Genomic DNA, 17,461 nt, shown 5'->3' on the forward strand with positions numbered 1-17,461 from the left:
CATGTCGATCGACCTCGCACGCATTGAAGCTGCGGTAGCCGAGATTCTGGATGCCGTCGGCGAAGACCCGAAGCGGGCAGGCCTCACCGCCACCCCGCGTCGGGTCGCCGAAGCGTACTCCGAGTTCTTCGCAGGCAACACGATCGACCCTCTCGTGCACCTCTCCGACAGCATCGAGTTCACCGCTAAGGCGGATCAGACGGGCGAGCTGGTGCTCGTGCGTGACATCGAGTTTCGGTCCATGTGTGAGCATCACCTGTTGCCGTTCTTGGGCGTCGCGCATGTCGCCTATGTCCCGGATGAGCGCATCATCGGCCTGGGCAATATTGCGCGGGTCGTGGAGACGATTGCCGCGCGCGCGCAACTGCAGGAGCGACTGACCGAGGAGATCACCGAGGCGATCAACACGGGGCTGTCGCCGCGAGGAGTGCTCGTTGTTATTGATGCTGTTCACGGCTGTGTTTCGGCTCGCGGACCCCGCCAGACCGCCAGCTCCACTGTCACTTTGGCGTCTCGTGGAGTTCTCAGCGATCCAGTGGAACGCGCTGAAGTGATGGCGCTCATCGGCCGAGGTGGCGATGCGTAGAAACCCTCGCGTGGCGGTTCCCCAAATCATGGGCATCCTCAATGTCACGCCTGATTCTTTTAGCGACGGCGGCCAGTTCGAACATGTGGACGTCGCCATTGCGCGAGGCATCGAACTGCGCAACCAAGGCGCGGATGTCGTCGATGTCGGTGGCGAATCGACTCGCCCCGGTGCCGAACGGGTCTCAGCCGCGGCGGAGCAGCAGCGGGTAATCCCGGTGATCACGGCGCTCACGGCTGAAGGCGTGACCGTGAGCATCGACACCATGAATGCCGAGACAGCACTGGCCGCGGCGAATGCGGGAGCATCCATCATCAATGATGTCTCTGGTGGGCTTGCTGACCCCGAGATGTACCGCACCGTTGCCGAAACAGATCTGCTTTATATTGCGATGCACTGGCGTGGGCACAGCACCACGATGGGGCAACTCGCGCACTATGACGACGTGGTTGACGACGTGCGCAGCGAGCTGAAGGCGCGTCTGGCAGAAATGATGGTGTGGGGAGTGAAGCCCAATCGGGTGGTGCTCGATCCCGGCCTGGGCTTTGCCAAAGACGCCCGCCACAACTGGGCGCTGCTCGCGCGTATCGATGAGATTGCGTCGCTGGGGCATCCGGTGCTGATCGGGGCGTCACGCAAACGCTTTCTCGCAAAAATGCTTCCGGCCGATGCGCCGCCAGCCGAACGCGACCTGGCTACCGCAGTGATCAGCAATGTCGCCGCCGAGGCGGGCATGTGGGCCGTTCGGGTGCACGATGTTCCGTCAACGCACATTGCACTTTCCGTGTATCGAGCTATGCAGAAGGGCAAGAAACGATGAATCCCGCACTGGACGAAATCACCCTCACCGGCTTGCGCGCCACTGCCTTTCACGGCGTCTTCGACCACGAGCGTCGCGATGGTCAAGTCTTCGTGATCGACGCGACCGTGTATCTCGACTTTGCAGCCGCTGCCCGCACCGACGACCTTGACCGCACCATTCATTACGGCGTCTTGGCCGAAGAGATCGTCGCCGCCGTCGAGAGCAACCCGGTCGATCTCATCGAGACGGTTGCCGAACGCATCGCCGCTGTAGTGCTCGCACACGAGGCCGCCGTGAGCACCAAGATCACGCTCCACAAACCAGAAGCACCCATCACTGTGCCGTTCACCGATGTCTCGGTCACCATCACTCGTCAGCGTGCAGCCCGCGCCCAGACCGCCGGCTTCAGCGCAGAACCGCAGCCGCTGCCGTGATGCGACAGCAACGACTGCACGTCGAGTTGCCGGTGATGCTTGCCATCGGCAGCAATCTTGGCGACCGCGAAACCACCCTGCGCGATGCCGTGCACGCCATCAACCGCATCGACGGTGTGACCGTGGATGCCGCCTCCAGCATTGTGCAGACTCCGGCCCTGAAACTCTCCGGCATCGACCACTCTGCTCCCGCGTATCTCAACGCGGTCGTGTTAGCGAGCAGTTCGCTGGAGCCCCACGCTCTCCTCGCTGAGCTGCAGCGCGTCGAGGCTGAGCATGGTCGCGTGCGCGACGAACGCTGGGGCGATCGCACGCTCGACATCGACATCATTTCTTTCGCGCACCTGCAAGTGGATGACGAACTTCTGACGATCCCGCATCCGCGGGCCGCCGAACGATCGTTCGTACTCGTGCCGCTGCTGCAGCTCGACCCCCACGCGCAGCTCGCCGGAATCGGAAGCGCGGCGGACGCCCTTGCCGGCATCGAGAACGACGCCGCCGAGTTTGAGGCGGAACCCCTGTGGTAGCCCGCACGTCAGCCGTGCACTTGGTCACCATTGCCGCGGCGGGAGCAGCCGTCGGCTGGTTGCTCGAAGTGTTGTTGACGGCATCCGGAAACCCGATTGTGACACCCTCGGTCGCCTTGGCGGTCTCGCTCTTCTTGATCGCCGTGATCGTGGTCGTGCTGGCAGTGCCCATCTACCGCTCATCACGCGGGCTGCGCAAAGAACGCGTGAATCCCTTCTTCGCGCTGCGCGTTGTCGTGCTCGCGAAAGCATCGAGCTTCGCCGGGGCTCTCCTTGGCGGAACCGCCCTCGGCATCGCGGTCTACCTGCTGAGTCGCACCGTTTCTCCCGAAACCGGTGCCATCGGCACGAGCTTCGTTGTTTCGGCTGGCGCGATAGTGTTGCTGATCGCAGGATTGGTCGCTGAATATTTGTGCACCATCCCGCCTGATGATGACGACCCGTCGTCGCAGAACCCGATGGACCCCCAAGGAGCAGCGTGACCGAGCGACTTGATCTCCCCGACGCCGAGTGGCGCGGCGTCTCCCGCAAGTACACCATCGTAGAAGCGGTCGGGCTGCTCATTACGGGCATTATCCTCACGGTGGGAACGTCGATCCCGACCTTCATCACCGGAATCCAGTGGCTTGCCGTAATTCCGATTTCGCTCGGCATCATCTTCGTCATCAACATCGCGCTCACCCCGCGGCGAGTGCGGGCGATCGGCTACATGCTGCGCGAGGATGACCTGGTCTTTCGTCGCGGACTGATGTTCCGCCGCGTGGTTGCTGTGCCCTATGGCCGCATGCAGCTCGTCGACATCAACCGCGGACCCCTCGATCGCGCCGTTGGCCTCAGTGAACTCAAGTTTGTGACGGCCGCGGCATCCACCGGTGTGGTGATTCCTGGCCTTCCTGAGCAGGATGCTGAGGAGTTGAGAGACACGCTCGTCGCCCTGGCCGAGAGCCGCAGGGCCGGACTGTGAGCGACCCGCGCGAGCCCGCCGAGCCGCTGGAGCCTCGAGAACCGCTGGAGCCTCGCGAGCCAGTGGACCCGCTGGAGTCCGTGAACGCAACTGAGCCTGCGAGCCTGAACGCAACTGAACCTGCTGCTCCCGCCGTGGCGCTCACGGTGCCCGAGAGCGCTCGTCGCCTTGCCGACGGCGAGTGGCATCGGCTGCACCCGGCAACGCCGTTCTTGCGCGGTGGCATCGCGTTCGTGGCAATCATCGGTGTCATCATCGTCAACGCCCGCGACGTCTTTCTCGACACCATTTTTGGCGGCGGCAGCCGAGAACTGCGTTTCTTGGAGCGTTTTGCCGAGTCAAGCCTGATCATTTTGGCGATTCTCGCCGTGCTCGTCATCCTGATTCTGAGCGTCGGTGGTTTTTATCTGTCGTGGCGGATGCACACCTTCCGCATCACGGACGAGCTAGTTGAGGTGCGCAGCGGCATCCTGTTCCGCACCAACCGTCGTGGACGACTAGATCGCATTCAGGGCATCAATATCTCGCGGCCATTCTTGGCACGCCTGTTTGGGGCCGCCAAGCTCGAAGTGAATGTGGCAGGTCAAGACGCCAACGTTGAGCTGGCCTATCTCGGCTCCGCTGGCGCCGACGATTTACGAGTCGCGATCTTGCAGCTCGCCTCGGGCACCCGCGCGGCTGAAGCAGCGGCCGATGCAGCCGCACAAGCCCCGACCGGTGTCACGGGTGTGGTGGAGTCGCGCGTCAACGAATTCTTGGCCCCAGAGCTCGACCCCCATGCCGCGCCGCCAGAGTCGATCGTGCGCATCAGCATCCCGCGGCTCATCGGTTCTCTCGTGCTCAGCGAAGCGACCATCATCGCGATTCTGGTGGGCATCGGCATCATCACGACGATCATCGTTACTGGCGACTACGGCTGGATCTTTGCGCTCCTCCCGGGCTTTCTCGGTCTCGGCGGATATTTGGCTTCCAGACTGACGCGCTCGCTTCGGTACTCCATCGCGGCAACGGACGACGGCATCCGGGTCGGTTATGGCCTGTTGTCGACGACCAATGAGACGCTCCCGCCCGGCCGCATTCACGCGGTTGAGGTATCGCAGCCGCTGTTATGGCGCGCTGCCGGCTGGTGGGAAATCAAGATCAACACCGCCTCGCAAGCAACAAGCTCAAGCGGTGCGACCGCGAAGACAACGCTGCTCCCGGTCGGAGATATGGCCGATGTGCACCGCGTGCTGCAACTCATTCTGCCGAGCCTCGCCGACGCCAAGTCGCGGGAACTGCTCGAGTGCGGTCTTGCCGCTGGAGCCCACGATGACGACTACGTCACCTCGCCCAAGCGGGCGGCCTGGCTGCGCTGGTTCTCCTGGCGCCGCAATGGTTTCGTGCTGATTTCGGATGCCGTAGCGCTGCGCAAGGGAGCCATCTGGCGTTCCCTCGTGCTTGTGCCTCAAGCCCGCATGCAGAGCGTCAGCATGAACGAGGGTCCGCTGCTGCGTCGCATGGGTCTTGCTGAGCTGCGAATTCACACTGTTGCGGGGCCGATTTCGGCCACCATCGGTGCGCTCGACCGCAACGATGTTGTGCGCTTCTTCGATGAGGTTGAGCACGCGGCTGTGCATGCCGCAGGCGTCGACACGAGTCACCGCTGGCGCAGTGCTGGCGTGGACGCCGAGTCCCCGGCACCAACACCACGTGAGGACAACGCGTAATGGCGCAGGCAGCTGGCCGACTCGGAATCGGCATCATTGGCGCGGGAAAGGTCGGCCCGATTCTTGGCGCAGCCCTCGCCGGCGCGGGCCATGCAATCGTCGGAATCGCGGCGACGTCAGAGCGCAACCTTGAGCGTGCAAGCGCGATCCTTCCCGACGTTCCCGTGCTCGACATCCCGACTCTGGTTGAACGCAGCGAGCTTGTGATTCTGGCGATTCCCGAGGGCGAGATTGAGTCCTTCGCGAAGGGTCTCGCCGATGCTGGAGTGTGGCAACCGGGGCAACTCGTGCTGCACACTGCGCCGGGGCTCGGCTATCAGGCGTTGGCGCCGGCACTTGCTGTTGGAGCGATTCCGCTCGCCGTACATCCGGCCATGGTGTTCACGGGAACAAGCCTTGACCTCACGCGCCTGCACGAAACCTATTGCGCCGTCAGTGCGCCCACTCCGGTATTGCCGATTGCGCAAGCTCTCGTCGTGGAGATGGGCGCCGAGCCGATCGTGATCTCCGAAGACGAGCGTGCTGCGTGGGCCGAAGCGGTGAGCACCGCGACTAGTTTTTCGGCCGCGATTGTCCGTCAATCTTTAGATTTGCTCGGCAGCGTCGGGGTGGATGCCCCCGCGCGTGTTTTAGGGCCGCTTCTGCGGTCCTCGGTCGAGAGTGCGCTCGCGCGTGCAACTGCGACTAGCATCGATGTTTCCTTGCTCGACCCCGAGCCGAGGCCCCATTCACAGGAGGACCCCTCGTGAGTTCACACTCCCGCCCGCAAGTTATTGAGACCGTCGCGGGTATGCGCGATGTGGTTGCGCACGAGCGCGCCGCTGGCCGCACTATTGCTTTGACGCCCACGCTGGGCGCTCTTCACCAGGGTCACCTCGCTCATGTTGAGCGCGCCGCCGAGCTCGCCGATGTGCGCATCGTTTCGATCTTTGTGAATCCCACCCAGTTCGGTGCCACCGAAGATCTCGACAAGTATCCGCGCACGATGGATGACGATCTCGACATGCTTGGCGAGCTGGGGGTTCCCTACGTCTTCGCCCCCAGCGTGGAGGAAATGTACCCGAAGGGGCCAACCTCCACCACGATCTCGGCCGGCCAAATCGGCACGATGTTCGAGGGCAAAACGCGCCCCGGCCACTTCGACGGTGTGCTCACCGTTGTCGCCAAACTGCTCGCCATCACTAGCCCGCAGTTCGTCACCTTTGGCCAGAAAGATGGCCAGCAACTCTTTCTCGTTCGCCGCATGATCACCGACCTCAACATCCCGGTGCAGCTCGAGATCATTGAAACCGTGCGCGAAGAAGACGGCCTCGCTCTTTCAAGCCGCAACCAGTTCTTGGATGCTCACCAGCGCGAAGCAGCATCCATCCTGTCGACAGCATTGAACGCGGCAACCTCGGCCGCCGACAGCGGCCTTGACGCCGTGATCGCCGCCGCGCAGGGTGCACTCATGGGGGCATCGGGTGTGGAGCTCGACTACTTCACTGTCGTTGACACCGACACCTTCATGCCGGTGCCCGATGGGTACCGTGGGCCCGCTGCTGCCCTCGTCGCTGCCCGTGTGGGGGAGACCCGTCTGATCGACAACGCGACCCTCTACGTCGGCTAGTTTTCGGGCGCATTCTTGGGCGCGGCAGTGTTGCCTTATCCCGGCTACGATTGAGGGCGTGAATGACGCCGCTAACGCCCCCGAGCCCACCGAAGCTGAAGTTTCTGAGCAAAAAGCCGTTCGGTTAGAGAAGCGTCAGCGACTCATCGATTCGGGCGCGGAGGCCTACCCGGTCGGCGTCGCGATCACCACGAGCATTCCGGCCGTGCGCGAGAAGTACCCGTCGCTTGAAGCGGATGACACCACCGGCGATGTCGTTGGTCTCGCGGGTCGCATCGTGCATCTCCGCAACACGGGCAAGCTGTGCTTTGCCTCGCTGCAGTCAGGTGACGGCCAGCGTATCCAGGTCATGGTTTCTCTCGGCGAAGTGGGCGACGATTCGCTCGCGCTGTGGAAAGAACTCGTTGACCTCGGTGACCACCTCTTCGTGAGTGGAGAAGTCATTTCGAGCCGCCGCGGCGAGCTTTCGGTCATGGTCAAGGAATGGAAGATTGCGGCCAAGGCTGTGCTTCCCTTGCCCAACCTGCACTCCGAGTTGAGCGACGAACAACGCGTTCGTAGTCGCTACCTCGACCTCATCGTCCGCGACCAGGCCCGCTTCACGGTGCGCGCTCGCGCCAAGGTCAACGCGAGCCTGCGCGCCACGTTCGCCGCGCACGATTACCTCGAAGTCGAAACGCCGATGCTGCAGACGATGCACGGTGGAGCATCCGCTCGCCCCTTCGTCACGCACTCCAACGCATTCGACACCGAGCTGTACTTGCGCATTGCTCCCGAGCTGTTCTTGAAGCGTGCCGTCGTCGGTGGCATCGAGCGTGCCTTCGAGATCAACCGCAACTTCCGCAACGAGGGTGCTGACTCCACGCACTCGCCCGAGTTCGCGATGGTCGAGGCGTACCAGGCCTACGGCGATTACAACCAGATGGCAGACCTCACGCAGGAGCTCGTGCAGAACTCCGCGCTCGCCGTGACGGGCTCCACGCTCGTCACTCTCTCCGACGGCACCGAGTATGACCTCGGCGGCGAGTGGGCGCGTATCTCGATGTACGATTCCCTCAACGAAGCAGCTGGCCTGAGCGTCACGCCGCAGACTCCCGCCGACGAACTGAAGGTGTTGGCGGATGCCGTTGGCATCGAGGTCACTCAGCCCACCCACGGCAAGTACGTGGAAGAGCTGTGGGAGCACTACGTCAAGCCGGGCCTCGACCACCCGACCTTCGTCATGGACTTCCCCGTCGACACGAGCCCGCTCGTGCGCGACCACCGCAGCATCGAAGGTGTTGTTGAAAAGTGGGACCTCTACGTTCGCGGCTTCGAATTGGCGACCGGCTACTCCGAGCTCGTTGACCCCGTTATTCAGCGCGAACGCTTCGTTGAGCAGGCTCTCCTCGCGAGCCAGGGCGACGTTGAAGCCATGCGCCTCGACGAAGACTTCATCCGCGCTCTCGAGCACGGTATGCCCCCGACCGGCGGAATCGGTGTCGGCGTTGACCGTTTGCTGATGGCCATCACGGGCCTCGGCATCCGCGAAACCATCCTCTTCCCGTTGGTTAAGTAAGCACGACAATGACTGACCCAGTGCCCAACGAGACTCCGGATGCGGCTGAGACGCCGGATGCGGCTGAGACGCCGGATGCGGCTGAGTCTCCGAAGAAGTCGACGATCACCCCCATGCGCATCGCGCTGTGGGTGCTCGTCTCGGGCGCTGGCCTCTTCATGGTCGTCTCGGGACTCGTCGGTGTTATGGTGAAGGCGCAGTAATGGATCGCAAATCTTCACGGCTCATCATGACTGTGACTCTCGTGGGACTTGTCGTTCTCATCGCCATAGTCACCTTCGTCAACGGTTAGGCTAGAAACGTGCCTCAAGAATTCTGGTCGAACGCCATCTTCTCCGTCATCCCGACGATTGCTATTGGCGCCATTTTCTGGATCGTCATGTCGGCCATTATTCGTTCTGACCGCACCGAACGTGACAGCTACGCCAAGATCGAAGCTGAAGAGCGCGCCAAGGTTGCCGCTCAGGCCGAGTCAACACCTACCGCGTAGTTACCGCCGACCGCCTAGTCACTACCGACCGCCTAGGCACCAGTTGGTCGCTGCAGTAGTTTCCTGCTGAGCACCAGAGGTTGGGTTTTAGGCCGAGCCACGCAGTTTGATTTCGGTGGGCAGAATGCGACCGGGAGTTTCCGGTGTGATGCCGTTGACGAGTTCTAACACCATGGATGCCGCTTCTCGGCCCAAGAGATCGGCTGGCTGACGCACTGTCGTGAGTTGGGGTTGACACCGCATCGCCCAGTCGCTGTCATCGAAACCAACGATGCCGATGTCTCCGGGCACTGAGCGCCCGCGTTCGCGCAGCACATCCATGGCGCCGGCAGCGAGAGCATCGGATGCTGCAAAGACTCCGTCGATGTCCCCGGCGCGGTCGAGGAGGGCTTTCATTCCCTCAACGCCGCTGTTGCGCGAGTAAAGCGGAAAGTCGACAACCAGGTTCTCGTCGAACTGGTCGCCCAGGGCATCCCGAAAACCGGCTAGTCGTTCGCTACCGGAGTCGCGGTCGAGGGCGGCGGCAATCATGCCGACTTTCTTGCGCCCGGTGGAGAGGAGCTCGCGGGTGATATCGCGGGCTGCGCCGCGGTTGTCGATGCCGACGTAGGGCATGTCGGGCGCGCTCATGGGGTGACCGACGAAGACGGCGGGGAGTCCAATGTGGGCGATGGCGTCGGCAATGGGGTCGTGTTCGCGGGCCGAGACGATGACGGCGCCGTCGACGAATCCACCGCGGAGGTAGTCGGCAATGCGAGCACTGTCGCGGTCGGAACCGATGATGAGGCAGACGAGTTGGTAGTCCGCTTCGGAGAGGCGTTCGTTGGTGCCGAGAAGAATCGCCCCGATGTTGGGGTCTTCGAGAAAGACCGAGTGGGGCTCATGCACGATGAGCGCGATCGCCTTGGAACGCTGGGTTGCGAGGTTGCGAGCCGCCATGTTGCGCACGTAGCCGACTTTGGCGATGGCCTTCTCGATGGCCTCCCGAGCCGAGTCAGAAACGTACGGTTCGCCGTTGAGCATGCGGGAGACGGTGCCACGGGAGACGTTGGCCTCGGCCGCTACGTCGAAAATTGTCGCGCGGCGTGGTCGTGCCCCAGGTGTTGCCATAACCCCATGCTAGCGCTCTCACGGGTGCGGCACTGGCCCCGTTTCGCGGGACTGTTCACGCTCACAGACACGCCGAATGCTTGACAGAGCGAATAAGGCTCGCTTAGTCTGTGAACGCTCCCAGAGATTGTCGCCAATTTTTGTGGGTCAGGTTCTGTGCACGTTCACAGAATCCGAACAATTGTGAGCAGAACTGCTGACTCAGCAGCTGCGCCCATCGCCAAAGGAGGCACGCGTGACCACACCCCGCGCAGATCGCGTCGCGAGCTGGTCACCCGATTCCCTCGTGCTCGGTTGTGACTACAACCCCGAGCAGTGGTCCGAAGAAGTGTGGCAGCAGGATGTGGCCCTCATGCGTGAGGCCGGGGTCACCCTCGTCGCGATCAACATCTTCGGCTGGGCTGAGATTGAGCCGCGAGCGGGGGAGTACAACTTCACTCGCCTCGACGCGATCATGGATCTGCTGCACTCTGCCGGCATCCGCGTAAACCTCGGCACCGGCACCTCCTCGCCGCCCGCGTGGCTTACGACGGCGCACCCCGATATCTTGCCCACCGCGGCCGACGGCACCCGCCGTTGGCAGGGTGGCCGCCAAGGGTGGTGCCCGAGTTCTCCCGAGTTCCGCTCGGCAGCTCTCGGCCTTGTCGAGAAAGTAGCCGAGCGCTACAGCAGCCACCCAGCGCTCGCGATGTGGCACGTCTCCAACGAACTCGGATGCCACAACGCGCACTGCTACTGCGACACGTCCGCTGCCGCGTTCCGCGTCTGGTTGCAGTCGCGCTACGAGACCATCGATGGCCTCAACGCTGCTTGGGGCACGACCTTCTGGAGCCAGCGCTACAGCGACTGGAATGAAGTTCTCCCGCCCCGGATCACGCTCTCGTCGGCAAACCCTGCGCAACGACTCGACTTCAACCGCTTCAGCTCCGACGAACTTCTCGGCTACTACAAGGCCGAAGCGTCGCTGTTGCGCTCTAAGAGCAGCATCCCGGTGACCACGAACTTCATGGTGACCGCGCACATCCGCAGCCAGAACTACTGGCAGTGGGCGAGCGAAATGGATGTCATCGCCAACGATCACTACCTCGATCACCGGCTGCCGCATCCGAATAATGAACTCTCGTTCGCGGCTGACCTGACTCGTGGGCTTGCCCAGGGTTCGCCGTGGATGCTCATGGAGCAGGCCAGCAGCGCAGTGAGCTGGCAGCCCCACAACCTGGCCAAGCAGCCGGGTGAAATGCTTCGCAACACGTTGACCCACGTTGCTCGGGGAGCGGACACAATCTGCTTCTTCCAGTGGCGTGCGTCGCGACAGGGTGCCGAGAAGTTCCATTCGGCCCTGCTTCCTCACGCCGGTACTGACACTGCTGTGTGGCGCGAGACCCTCGACCTGGGTGAGAAACTCCACTCCCTCGAGACTCTCGCGGGCACTCGGGTCGAGGCGTCCGTCGCTCTCGTCTTCAGCTGGGAATCCTGGTGGGCGGCCGAAGGCGACTCGCAGCCATCGTCGGCCGTGCGCTACCTCGAACAGGTTCACGCCGCCTACAACGCAGCAAGCGCGAACGGCGTGACGGTCGACATCGTCGCTCCCGGTGCCGCGCTTGGCGAGTACACGCTCGTCATCGTTCCTAGCCTCTACCTCGTCGACGACGCGAGTGCGGCCGTCATCAGCGACTACGTTGCGGGCGGTGGCAACGCGGTTGTCACGTTCTTCTCCGGCATCGTGGACGAAACCGACGGCATCCGCCTGGATGTCACCGGCGAGACCCCTCCCGGTGCGTTCAGCGACATGCTTGGCGTCTGGACCGAACAGTTCATGCCCGTGAAGCCCGAAACACGTCTGCTGCTGAACGATGGCGGTCAGGCGAGCATCTGGGCTGAGCACGTCCGCCCCACCACAGCGGATGTCGTTGCCGAGTTCGCGTCCGGCCCCATTCCTGGTGGGCCGGCCGTCACTCGCAATCGCTTCGGTTCGGGAGCTGCGTGGTACGTGGCAACCGCGCTCGACGCTCCGAGTTTTGCCGACCTGATGGGCCGCGCACTCAACGAGGCTGGCGTCGAGGCGCTCGATCTTCCCGCCGGTGTTGAAGTCGTGACGCGTTCAAACGACACCGACCGCTTCCGCTTTGTGATTAACCACAGCGCGCATGAAATTTCTTTCCCCGCCGACGGCGCAGAATTGTTGACGGAAACTACGGTCACAGGTTCGGTGGCTGTTCCCGCTGGTGGCGTTCGCGTCATCCGCCTGACTGTCGAAGAAGGAGCAACGCGATGACTACAGACATTGCTACGCCCGCCACACCAAAGAAGGCGGTGACGAAGAAGGTTCCCCGCGCTACCAAAGCCACGAAGAACCGTGGAGCGGTGCTGTTCTTTATCGCCCCGTTCTCGGTGCTGTTTGCCCTGTTCTACATCTTGCCGATCCTGGTCGCGATCTATCAGTCGCTGCTGACGGTTGAACGAGAAGGAACGTTCGGTAAGCCCACCGAGGTGTTTGGTGGCTTCGTGCAGTACGCACGAGTGTTCCAGGACGACGCTTTCTGGTCATCCATTCTTCGGGTGCTCACCTTCGGTGTCGTGCAGGTGCCGATCATGCTCGGCCTCGCGTTGTTGCTTGCGCTGCTGCTGGACTCCCCGCTCGTCAGAGGCAAGCGCTTCTTCCGCCTCGCGTTCTTCGCACCGTATGCCGTTCCCGGTGTTATCGCGGCGGTCATGTGGGGCTTCCTCTACTCGCCCAAGCTGTCGCCGTTCACCGCGATCACGAGCGAAATCAATTTCCTCGGTGCCGACCTCGTGCTGTGGGCCATCGCGAATGTTGTGACGTGGGTGTTCGTGGGCTACAACATGATCATCATCTACTCGGCGCTGCTCGCGATCCCCAGCGAGATCTACGAAGCCGCTCGCCTCGATGGTGCGTCGCAGGCTCGCATCGCCTGGTCGATCAAGATTCCGTTGATCACCCCCGCGATTACGCTCACCGCCATTTTCTCGATCATCGGAACGCTGCAGCTGCTCGCTGAACCTCAGGTCTTCAAGAGCTTCACCTCAGCCGTGACCAGCACGTTCACGCCCAACTTGCTCATTTACTCGACAGCCTCGGTGCCGAACGTGAACCTCGCCGCCGCTTTCTCGGTCGTGCTCGCGCTCTTCACCTTCGCGCTCTCGTTCACCGTGCTCAAGTTCACCCAGCGAAAGGCTGATTGATGAGTGCCACGACAACTCCCGTGAAGAAGCACAACGGTCCTCGCGAAAGCCTGTTCTCTCGGGCCGGCGCCATGCTCGTCATGGCTATCTGCACCTTCTACTTCTTGGTGCCGATCTGGTGGCTCTTCGTGGCCGCGACGAAAGACCGCGCCGATTTCACGACAAGCGCACCGCTCTGGTTCGCTGACTTCAACCTCATCGAGAACATCGGCAACTTGGCGGCCTACCGCGACGGCGTTTTCTTCCGCTGGATGCTCAACAGCGTGCTCTACGCCGGTGCGGGTGCTGCCATCGCAACACTCTTCGCGACGATGATGGGCTACGCGCTGGCGAAGTACAGCTTCCGCGGCCGCGAAACCCTCTTCAACGTTGTGCTCGGTGGCGTGCTGGTTCCGGCAACGGCTCTCGCGCTTCCGCTGTTCTTGGTCTTCAGTCAGGTGGGCGCCACCAACACGTTCTGGTCGGTGTTCTTGCCGAGCATCGTGAGCCCGTTCGGTGTGTACCTTGCCCGCATTTATGCGACCTCGAGCGTGCCAGACGAGCTTGTTGAAGCTGCCCGTATCGACGGCTCGGGCGAGGTGCGTACCTTCTTTACGGTTGCCACTCGACTGATGACGCCGGCAATGGTCACTATTTTCCTCTTCCAATTCGTCACGATCTGGAACAACTTCTTCCTGCCGCTCATCATGCTGCGCGACGAGAAGCTATTCCCCGTCACGCTTGGCCTCTATATCTGGAACAGCCAAGTCAGCCAGATTCCCGAAATTCGGGCGTACGTGATCATCGGTGCCCTGCTGTCGATCATCCCGCTCATCATTGCTTTCCTCAGCCTGCAGCGCTTCTGGCGCAGCGGGCTGGGAACGGGCGCAATCAAGTAGTCGCCCTCTCGACCACTCGGCTTACCCCGAGGGAAACCCCGCACCACACCACAATCACAATCGCAAGGAAGGTAATCGCATGGCTAATCGCATAGCTCGCGCTGGAGGAGCATTGGTGCTCGTCTCCGCGCTCGCACTCACAGCATGCTCAACCGGAGCCAGCACAGACGGTGGCACTGACGCCGCCGCGTGCGCCCCGTCAGATGGACCCGTAACGCTCAACTTCACCACTTGGTTGCCCGGCATGGAAGACGCCGTCGCTATCTGGAATGAAGCCAACCCCGACATCCAGGTTGAAGTTCAGACTGGACCGAACGGTAACGGCGGAACGTACAACAACTTCTTCAACCAGATCGAAGCAGGCAACGCGCCTGACCTCGGTCAGATCGAATACGACGCACTGCCCAACTTCCGCGTACAAGACGGCGTCGTCAACATCGCCGACTGCGCCGGAGTTCTGGATGCTCAGGACCAGTTCATTGACTGGACCTGGAGCCAGGTGACATTCGGTGAAGAAAACGCTGTGTACGCAGTGCCGCAGGACACCGGCCCCGAGGGTCTCTTCTACCGTGCCGACCTGTTCGAGGAAGCCGGAATTGACATTCCGACCACCTGGGCAGAATTCGAAGAAGCAGCCAAGGCCGTTCGCGCAGAGGGTGGCTACATCACCAACTTCTCACAGAGCGACATCAACGCCTTCGCCGGTCTCGTTTGGCAGGCAGATGGCCAGTGGTTCGAGAACGACGGTGAAGCGTGGGACGTAACCCTCGACTCGCCCGAATCGATCATGGTCGCTGAGTACTGGCAGAACCTGATTGACCAGGACCTCGTTGCTGTTCTCCCGCCGTGGACCGACGAGTGGAACAACGGCTACAACTCGGGTGACGTCTGGAGCTGGGTTTCCGCAGTCTGGGGAGCAAACACCATCACGAGTGGCGCTCCTGACACCGCAGGCAACTGGGCTGTAGCTCAGATGCCGCAGTGGAACGAAGGCGAATCCGCTGCCGGCAACTGGGGCGGATCGAGCACCGCAGTTCTCAAGGGAAGCGAACACCCCTACGAGGCTGCACAGTTCGCACTCTGGTTGAACACTGACCCTGAGGCGCTGTCGAGCATGAACAAGACGGCAAACATCTACCCGGCAACGAAGACTGGTGGCGACCTGCCCGCATTCTCCGAAGGCCTGGACTTCTACGGCGGACAGAACATCTACGACGTGTTCGCTGCTGCCGGCGCCGAGGTCAACCCCAACTTCACGTGGGGCCCGACCATGACGCAGACCTACACGGATGTTGCTGACGGATTCTCCGCCGCAATCTCCGGTTCGGGCACCCTCTCGGAGGCCCTGACCAACGGTCAGCAGAAGACAATCGACGCCATGAAGGCTGCCGCGATTGCTGTCAACGAATAACACGAACGATCTCGTTCACCTCCGTGCCGCGGGCACCAGCTTCGTGCTGGATGCTCGCGGCACGGGCGTGCCGTCGATCACGCACTGGGGCGCAGACCTCGGAGAACTTGACCGCGACGAGCTCGCGGCGCTCGCAGATTCGCGCGAGCGTGCCATCGGGCCGAGTTCCATCGACGAACCTTTCCGGCTGAGCATCGTTCCCTTGCTCGCCGAGGGCTGGACCGGGTTGCCCGGTCTTGAGGGCCGCCACGATCGGGCCGCCGGAGCAAGCGGTGGGCGTGTGCGCCGGCCGTCTCTGCAGACCGCGAGCATCGAGCATCCGACCCCCGACCGTATCTCGGTCACGCTGGTCGACGACGATGCCCTCAGCCTCACTATCGACTTTGAACTGTCTGCCGCCGGAGTGCTGCGCAGCCGTTCACGATTGACCAACACGGCCACCGAGGCTTTCGAGCTGTCGTCGTTGGCCACTGTTCTTCCGCTCCCGCCTGTTGCGCGCGAGCGACTCGACTTCAGCGGAATCTGGGCGGCCGAACGCCAACCCCAGCGCTCCGCCATCGACTACGGAACCTGGCTGCGCGAGTCGCGCCATGGTCGCCGCGGTCACAACGATTCCTTCCTCACGGTGTCGGGAACACCCGGCTTTGGTTTCCGCCACGGTGAGGTGTGGGCGGTGCATGCCGGCACCAGCGGCGATACCCGCGTCTGGATTGATCGCCTCGCGCTCGGCTATACGACGGTGGGCATCGCCGAACTGCTCTCTCCCGGCGAAGTGCGTCTCGCGACCGGTGACACGCACGAAACTCCGTGGGCCTACGCCGCGTGGTCGAATGCTGGTCTCGACGGGCTGAGCGACCGTTTCCACGACTGGTTCCGGAGCCTGCCCGCGCATCCATCGACACCGCGCCCGCTCACCCTCAACACGTGGGAGGCCGTCTACTTCGACCACAACTTTGACCAGCTCGCGGCACTTGCGGATGCCGCAGCCGACGTCGGTGTTGAGCGTTTCGTTCTCGACGACGGCTGGATGACCGGCCGCACCGACGACAAGCGCGCGCTCGGCGACTGGACGGTGGACGCCACGTCATGGCCCGAGGGGCTCGCTCCACTCGTTGATCGAGTGACAGCCAGCGGGATGCAGTTTGGCTTGTGGGTAGAGCCCGAGATGGTGTCTCTCGACTCAGAACTTGCGCGGGAGCATCCGGAGTGGATTCTGCGCGACGACGACCGGCCGCTGCCGAAGTCGTGGCGCAACCAGCACGTGCTCGATCTTGATAACCCTGCCGCGCGTGAGCATGTGCGCGATGCGATTGCGGCGCTGCTCGACGAGTACGCGATCAGCTACCTCAAGTGGGACATGAACCGCGACCTGCTCGGTGGTTCGGTGCATCGTCATGTCGCGGCAACGTACCTCCTCATGGATGAGCTGCGCGAGCGCTACCCGCACGTCGAGATTGAGTCGTGCGCCTCTGGCGGTGCGCGGGTGGATGCCGGAGTGCTCGAGCGCGTGCAGCGAGTGTGGCCATCCGACACCAACGATGCGCATGACCGTTTCTCGATCATGCGCTGGACCAACCTGCTCGTGCCGTTCGAATACTTGGGCTCGCATGTGGGGTCTTCGCCCGCGCACACGTCGGGGCGTTCGCTCTCTCTCGGCTTCCGTCTCGCGACCGCGCTCATGGGGCACTCGGGCATCGAATGGGATCTCACGACGACAACCGCTGAGGAGCAGGAGGCGTTGCGCACCTGGGCGAGCGCCTACCGCTCGCTTCGCGGACTCATCCATTCGGGGCGGGTGGTGCGCAGCGAACTCAGCGCCGACCCCATCATCACCGGCGTTGTGGCGGAGGACATCAACGGCGTTGTGGCTGACGCCCTGTACTGGGTGACGAGCCTCACCACCCCCACCGATTCTGTACCCACCGCCCGGCGTTTGCCCGGGCTTGACCCGCACCGTATGTACCGCATCACCCCCGTCGATGTGGGTGCGGAAGCGGCAACCTACCCGGGCACTGCGCCAGCGTGGTGGCACGACGGCGAGCTCACGCTGTCGGGCGCGGCGCTCGGGTCGGTTGGACTCACTCTGCCGATTCTGCATCCGGATGAGGCACTTGTGTTGCGGGTGACGGCTGTGGGCGGCGAAGACTCGAGCGGCGCGCTCTAACGCGGTCGCCGGAGC

The 17,461-nt window shown here is 62.8% G+C and carries 18 protein-coding genes; 17 read left to right on the forward strand and 1 reads right to left on the reverse strand.

Annotated features, from left to right (window positions below; genetic code table 11):
* Position 1: 1 nt before the first annotated feature.
* From folE to I6E51_RS03055, 12 genes are all read left to right on the forward strand, one after another.
* Positions 2 to 586, forward strand: coding sequence for a GTP cyclohydrolase I FolE (gene folE, locus I6E51_RS03000; RefSeq protein WP_197106569.1), 585 nt, complete (start codon positions 2 to 4; stop codon positions 584 to 586).
* Positions 587 to 596: 10 nt separating this feature from the next.
* Complete coding sequence (gene folP, locus I6E51_RS03005) at positions 597 to 1,406, forward strand: dihydropteroate synthase (protein ID WP_307783776.1); 810 nt, start codon at positions 597 to 599, stop codon at positions 1,404 to 1,406.
* The gene (gene folB / locus I6E51_RS03010) at positions 1,403 to 1,822 is read left to right on the forward strand and encodes a dihydroneopterin aldolase (RefSeq protein WP_197106568.1); all 420 of its coding nucleotides are present in this window, start codon (positions 1,403 to 1,405) and stop codon (positions 1,820 to 1,822) included. The genes folP and folB overlap by 4 nt, the downstream gene beginning before the upstream one ends.
* Positions 1,822 to 2,349 (forward strand): 2-amino-4-hydroxy-6-hydroxymethyldihydropteridine diphosphokinase, encoded by a 528-nt coding sequence (folK, locus tag I6E51_RS03015; protein ID WP_231599637.1) that lies wholly within the window; start codon positions 1,822 to 1,824, stop codon positions 2,347 to 2,349. Before folB ends, folK begins: the two co-directional genes overlap by 1 nt.
* Positions 2,343 to 2,831, forward strand: a complete 489-nt coding sequence (locus I6E51_RS03020) for a DUF3180 domain-containing protein (RefSeq protein WP_129072313.1) — start codon at positions 2,343 to 2,345, stop codon at positions 2,829 to 2,831. The genes folK and I6E51_RS03020 overlap by 7 nt, the downstream gene beginning before the upstream one ends.
* Positions 2,828 to 3,313: a PH domain-containing protein gene (locus I6E51_RS03025; RefSeq protein WP_129072312.1), complete on the forward strand. Its 486-nt coding sequence runs from the start codon at positions 2,828 to 2,830 to the stop codon at positions 3,311 to 3,313. The genes I6E51_RS03020 and I6E51_RS03025 overlap by 4 nt, the downstream gene beginning before the upstream one ends.
* A complete protein-coding gene (locus I6E51_RS03030) occupies positions 3,310 to 5,022 on the forward strand; it encodes a PH domain-containing protein (RefSeq protein WP_307783777.1) in 1,713 nt (570 codons plus the stop codon). The genes I6E51_RS03025 and I6E51_RS03030 overlap by 4 nt, the downstream gene beginning before the upstream one ends.
* Entirely contained in the window at positions 5,022 to 5,771 is a 750-nt protein-coding gene (locus I6E51_RS03035) for a Rossmann-like and DUF2520 domain-containing protein (RefSeq protein ID WP_197109411.1), read from the forward strand. Before I6E51_RS03030 ends, I6E51_RS03035 begins: the two co-directional genes overlap by 1 nt.
* Positions 5,768 to 6,631 carry a pantoate--beta-alanine ligase gene (gene panC / locus I6E51_RS03040; RefSeq protein ID WP_197109412.1) on the forward strand — a complete coding sequence of 288 codons (864 nt, stop codon included), beginning with the start codon at positions 5,768 to 5,770 and terminating at the stop codon, positions 6,629 to 6,631. The genes I6E51_RS03035 and panC overlap by 4 nt, the downstream gene beginning before the upstream one ends.
* 58 nt (positions 6,632 to 6,689) lie before the next feature.
* Positions 6,690 to 8,189 carry a lysine--tRNA ligase gene (gene lysS / locus I6E51_RS03045; protein ID WP_197109413.1) on the forward strand — a complete coding sequence of 500 codons (1,500 nt, stop codon included), beginning with the start codon at positions 6,690 to 6,692 and terminating at the stop codon, positions 8,187 to 8,189.
* An 8-nt stretch (positions 8,190 to 8,197) separates the two neighbouring features.
* Complete coding sequence (locus I6E51_RS03050; protein WP_197109414.1) at positions 8,198 to 8,392, forward strand: hypothetical protein; 195 nt, start codon at positions 8,198 to 8,200, stop codon at positions 8,390 to 8,392.
* Positions 8,393 to 8,490: 98 nt separating this feature from the next.
* Positions 8,491 to 8,679 (forward strand): hypothetical protein, encoded by a 189-nt coding sequence (locus I6E51_RS03055; RefSeq protein WP_197106563.1) that lies wholly within the window; start codon positions 8,491 to 8,493, stop codon positions 8,677 to 8,679.
* A gap of 87 nt (positions 8,680 to 8,766) precedes the next feature.
* Here I6E51_RS03055 and I6E51_RS03060 read toward each other — a convergent pair whose 3' ends face one another.
* A complete protein-coding gene (locus I6E51_RS03060) occupies positions 8,767 to 9,789 on the reverse strand; it encodes a LacI family DNA-binding transcriptional regulator (protein ID WP_197106562.1) in 1,023 nt (340 codons plus the stop codon).
* Positions 9,790 to 10,024: 235 nt separating this feature from the next.
* Between I6E51_RS03060 and I6E51_RS03065 the strand changes: the two genes are divergently transcribed.
* The 5 genes from I6E51_RS03065 (at position 10,025) to I6E51_RS03085 (ending at position 17,446) form a co-directional block, all read left to right on the forward strand.
* Positions 10,025 to 12,064 carry a beta-galactosidase gene (locus I6E51_RS03065; RefSeq protein ID WP_197109415.1) on the forward strand — a complete coding sequence of 680 codons (2,040 nt, stop codon included), beginning with the start codon at positions 10,025 to 10,027 and terminating at the stop codon, positions 12,062 to 12,064.
* Complete coding sequence (locus tag I6E51_RS03070) at positions 12,061 to 12,993, forward strand: carbohydrate ABC transporter permease (RefSeq protein ID WP_197109416.1); 933 nt, start codon at positions 12,061 to 12,063, stop codon at positions 12,991 to 12,993. Before I6E51_RS03065 ends, I6E51_RS03070 begins: the two co-directional genes overlap by 4 nt.
* Complete coding sequence (locus I6E51_RS03075; protein WP_197106559.1) at positions 12,993 to 13,871, forward strand: carbohydrate ABC transporter permease; 879 nt, start codon at positions 12,993 to 12,995, stop codon at positions 13,869 to 13,871. Before I6E51_RS03070 ends, I6E51_RS03075 begins: the two co-directional genes overlap by 1 nt.
* 79 nt (positions 13,872 to 13,950) lie before the next feature.
* Positions 13,951 to 15,282, forward strand: coding sequence for an ABC transporter substrate-binding protein (locus I6E51_RS03080; protein WP_197106558.1), 1,332 nt, complete (start codon positions 13,951 to 13,953; stop codon positions 15,280 to 15,282).
* Entirely contained in the window at positions 15,266 to 17,446 is a 2,181-nt protein-coding gene (locus I6E51_RS03085; RefSeq protein WP_197109417.1) for an alpha-galactosidase, read from the forward strand. The genes I6E51_RS03080 and I6E51_RS03085 overlap by 17 nt, the downstream gene beginning before the upstream one ends.
* The last annotated feature ends 15 nt before the right edge of the window (positions 17,447 to 17,461 follow it).

The sequence above is a fragment of the Salinibacterium sp. NSLL17 genome (genome assembly GCF_015864935.1).
Taxonomy (GTDB): domain Bacteria; phylum Actinomycetota; class Actinomycetes; order Actinomycetales; family Microbacteriaceae; genus Rhodoglobus.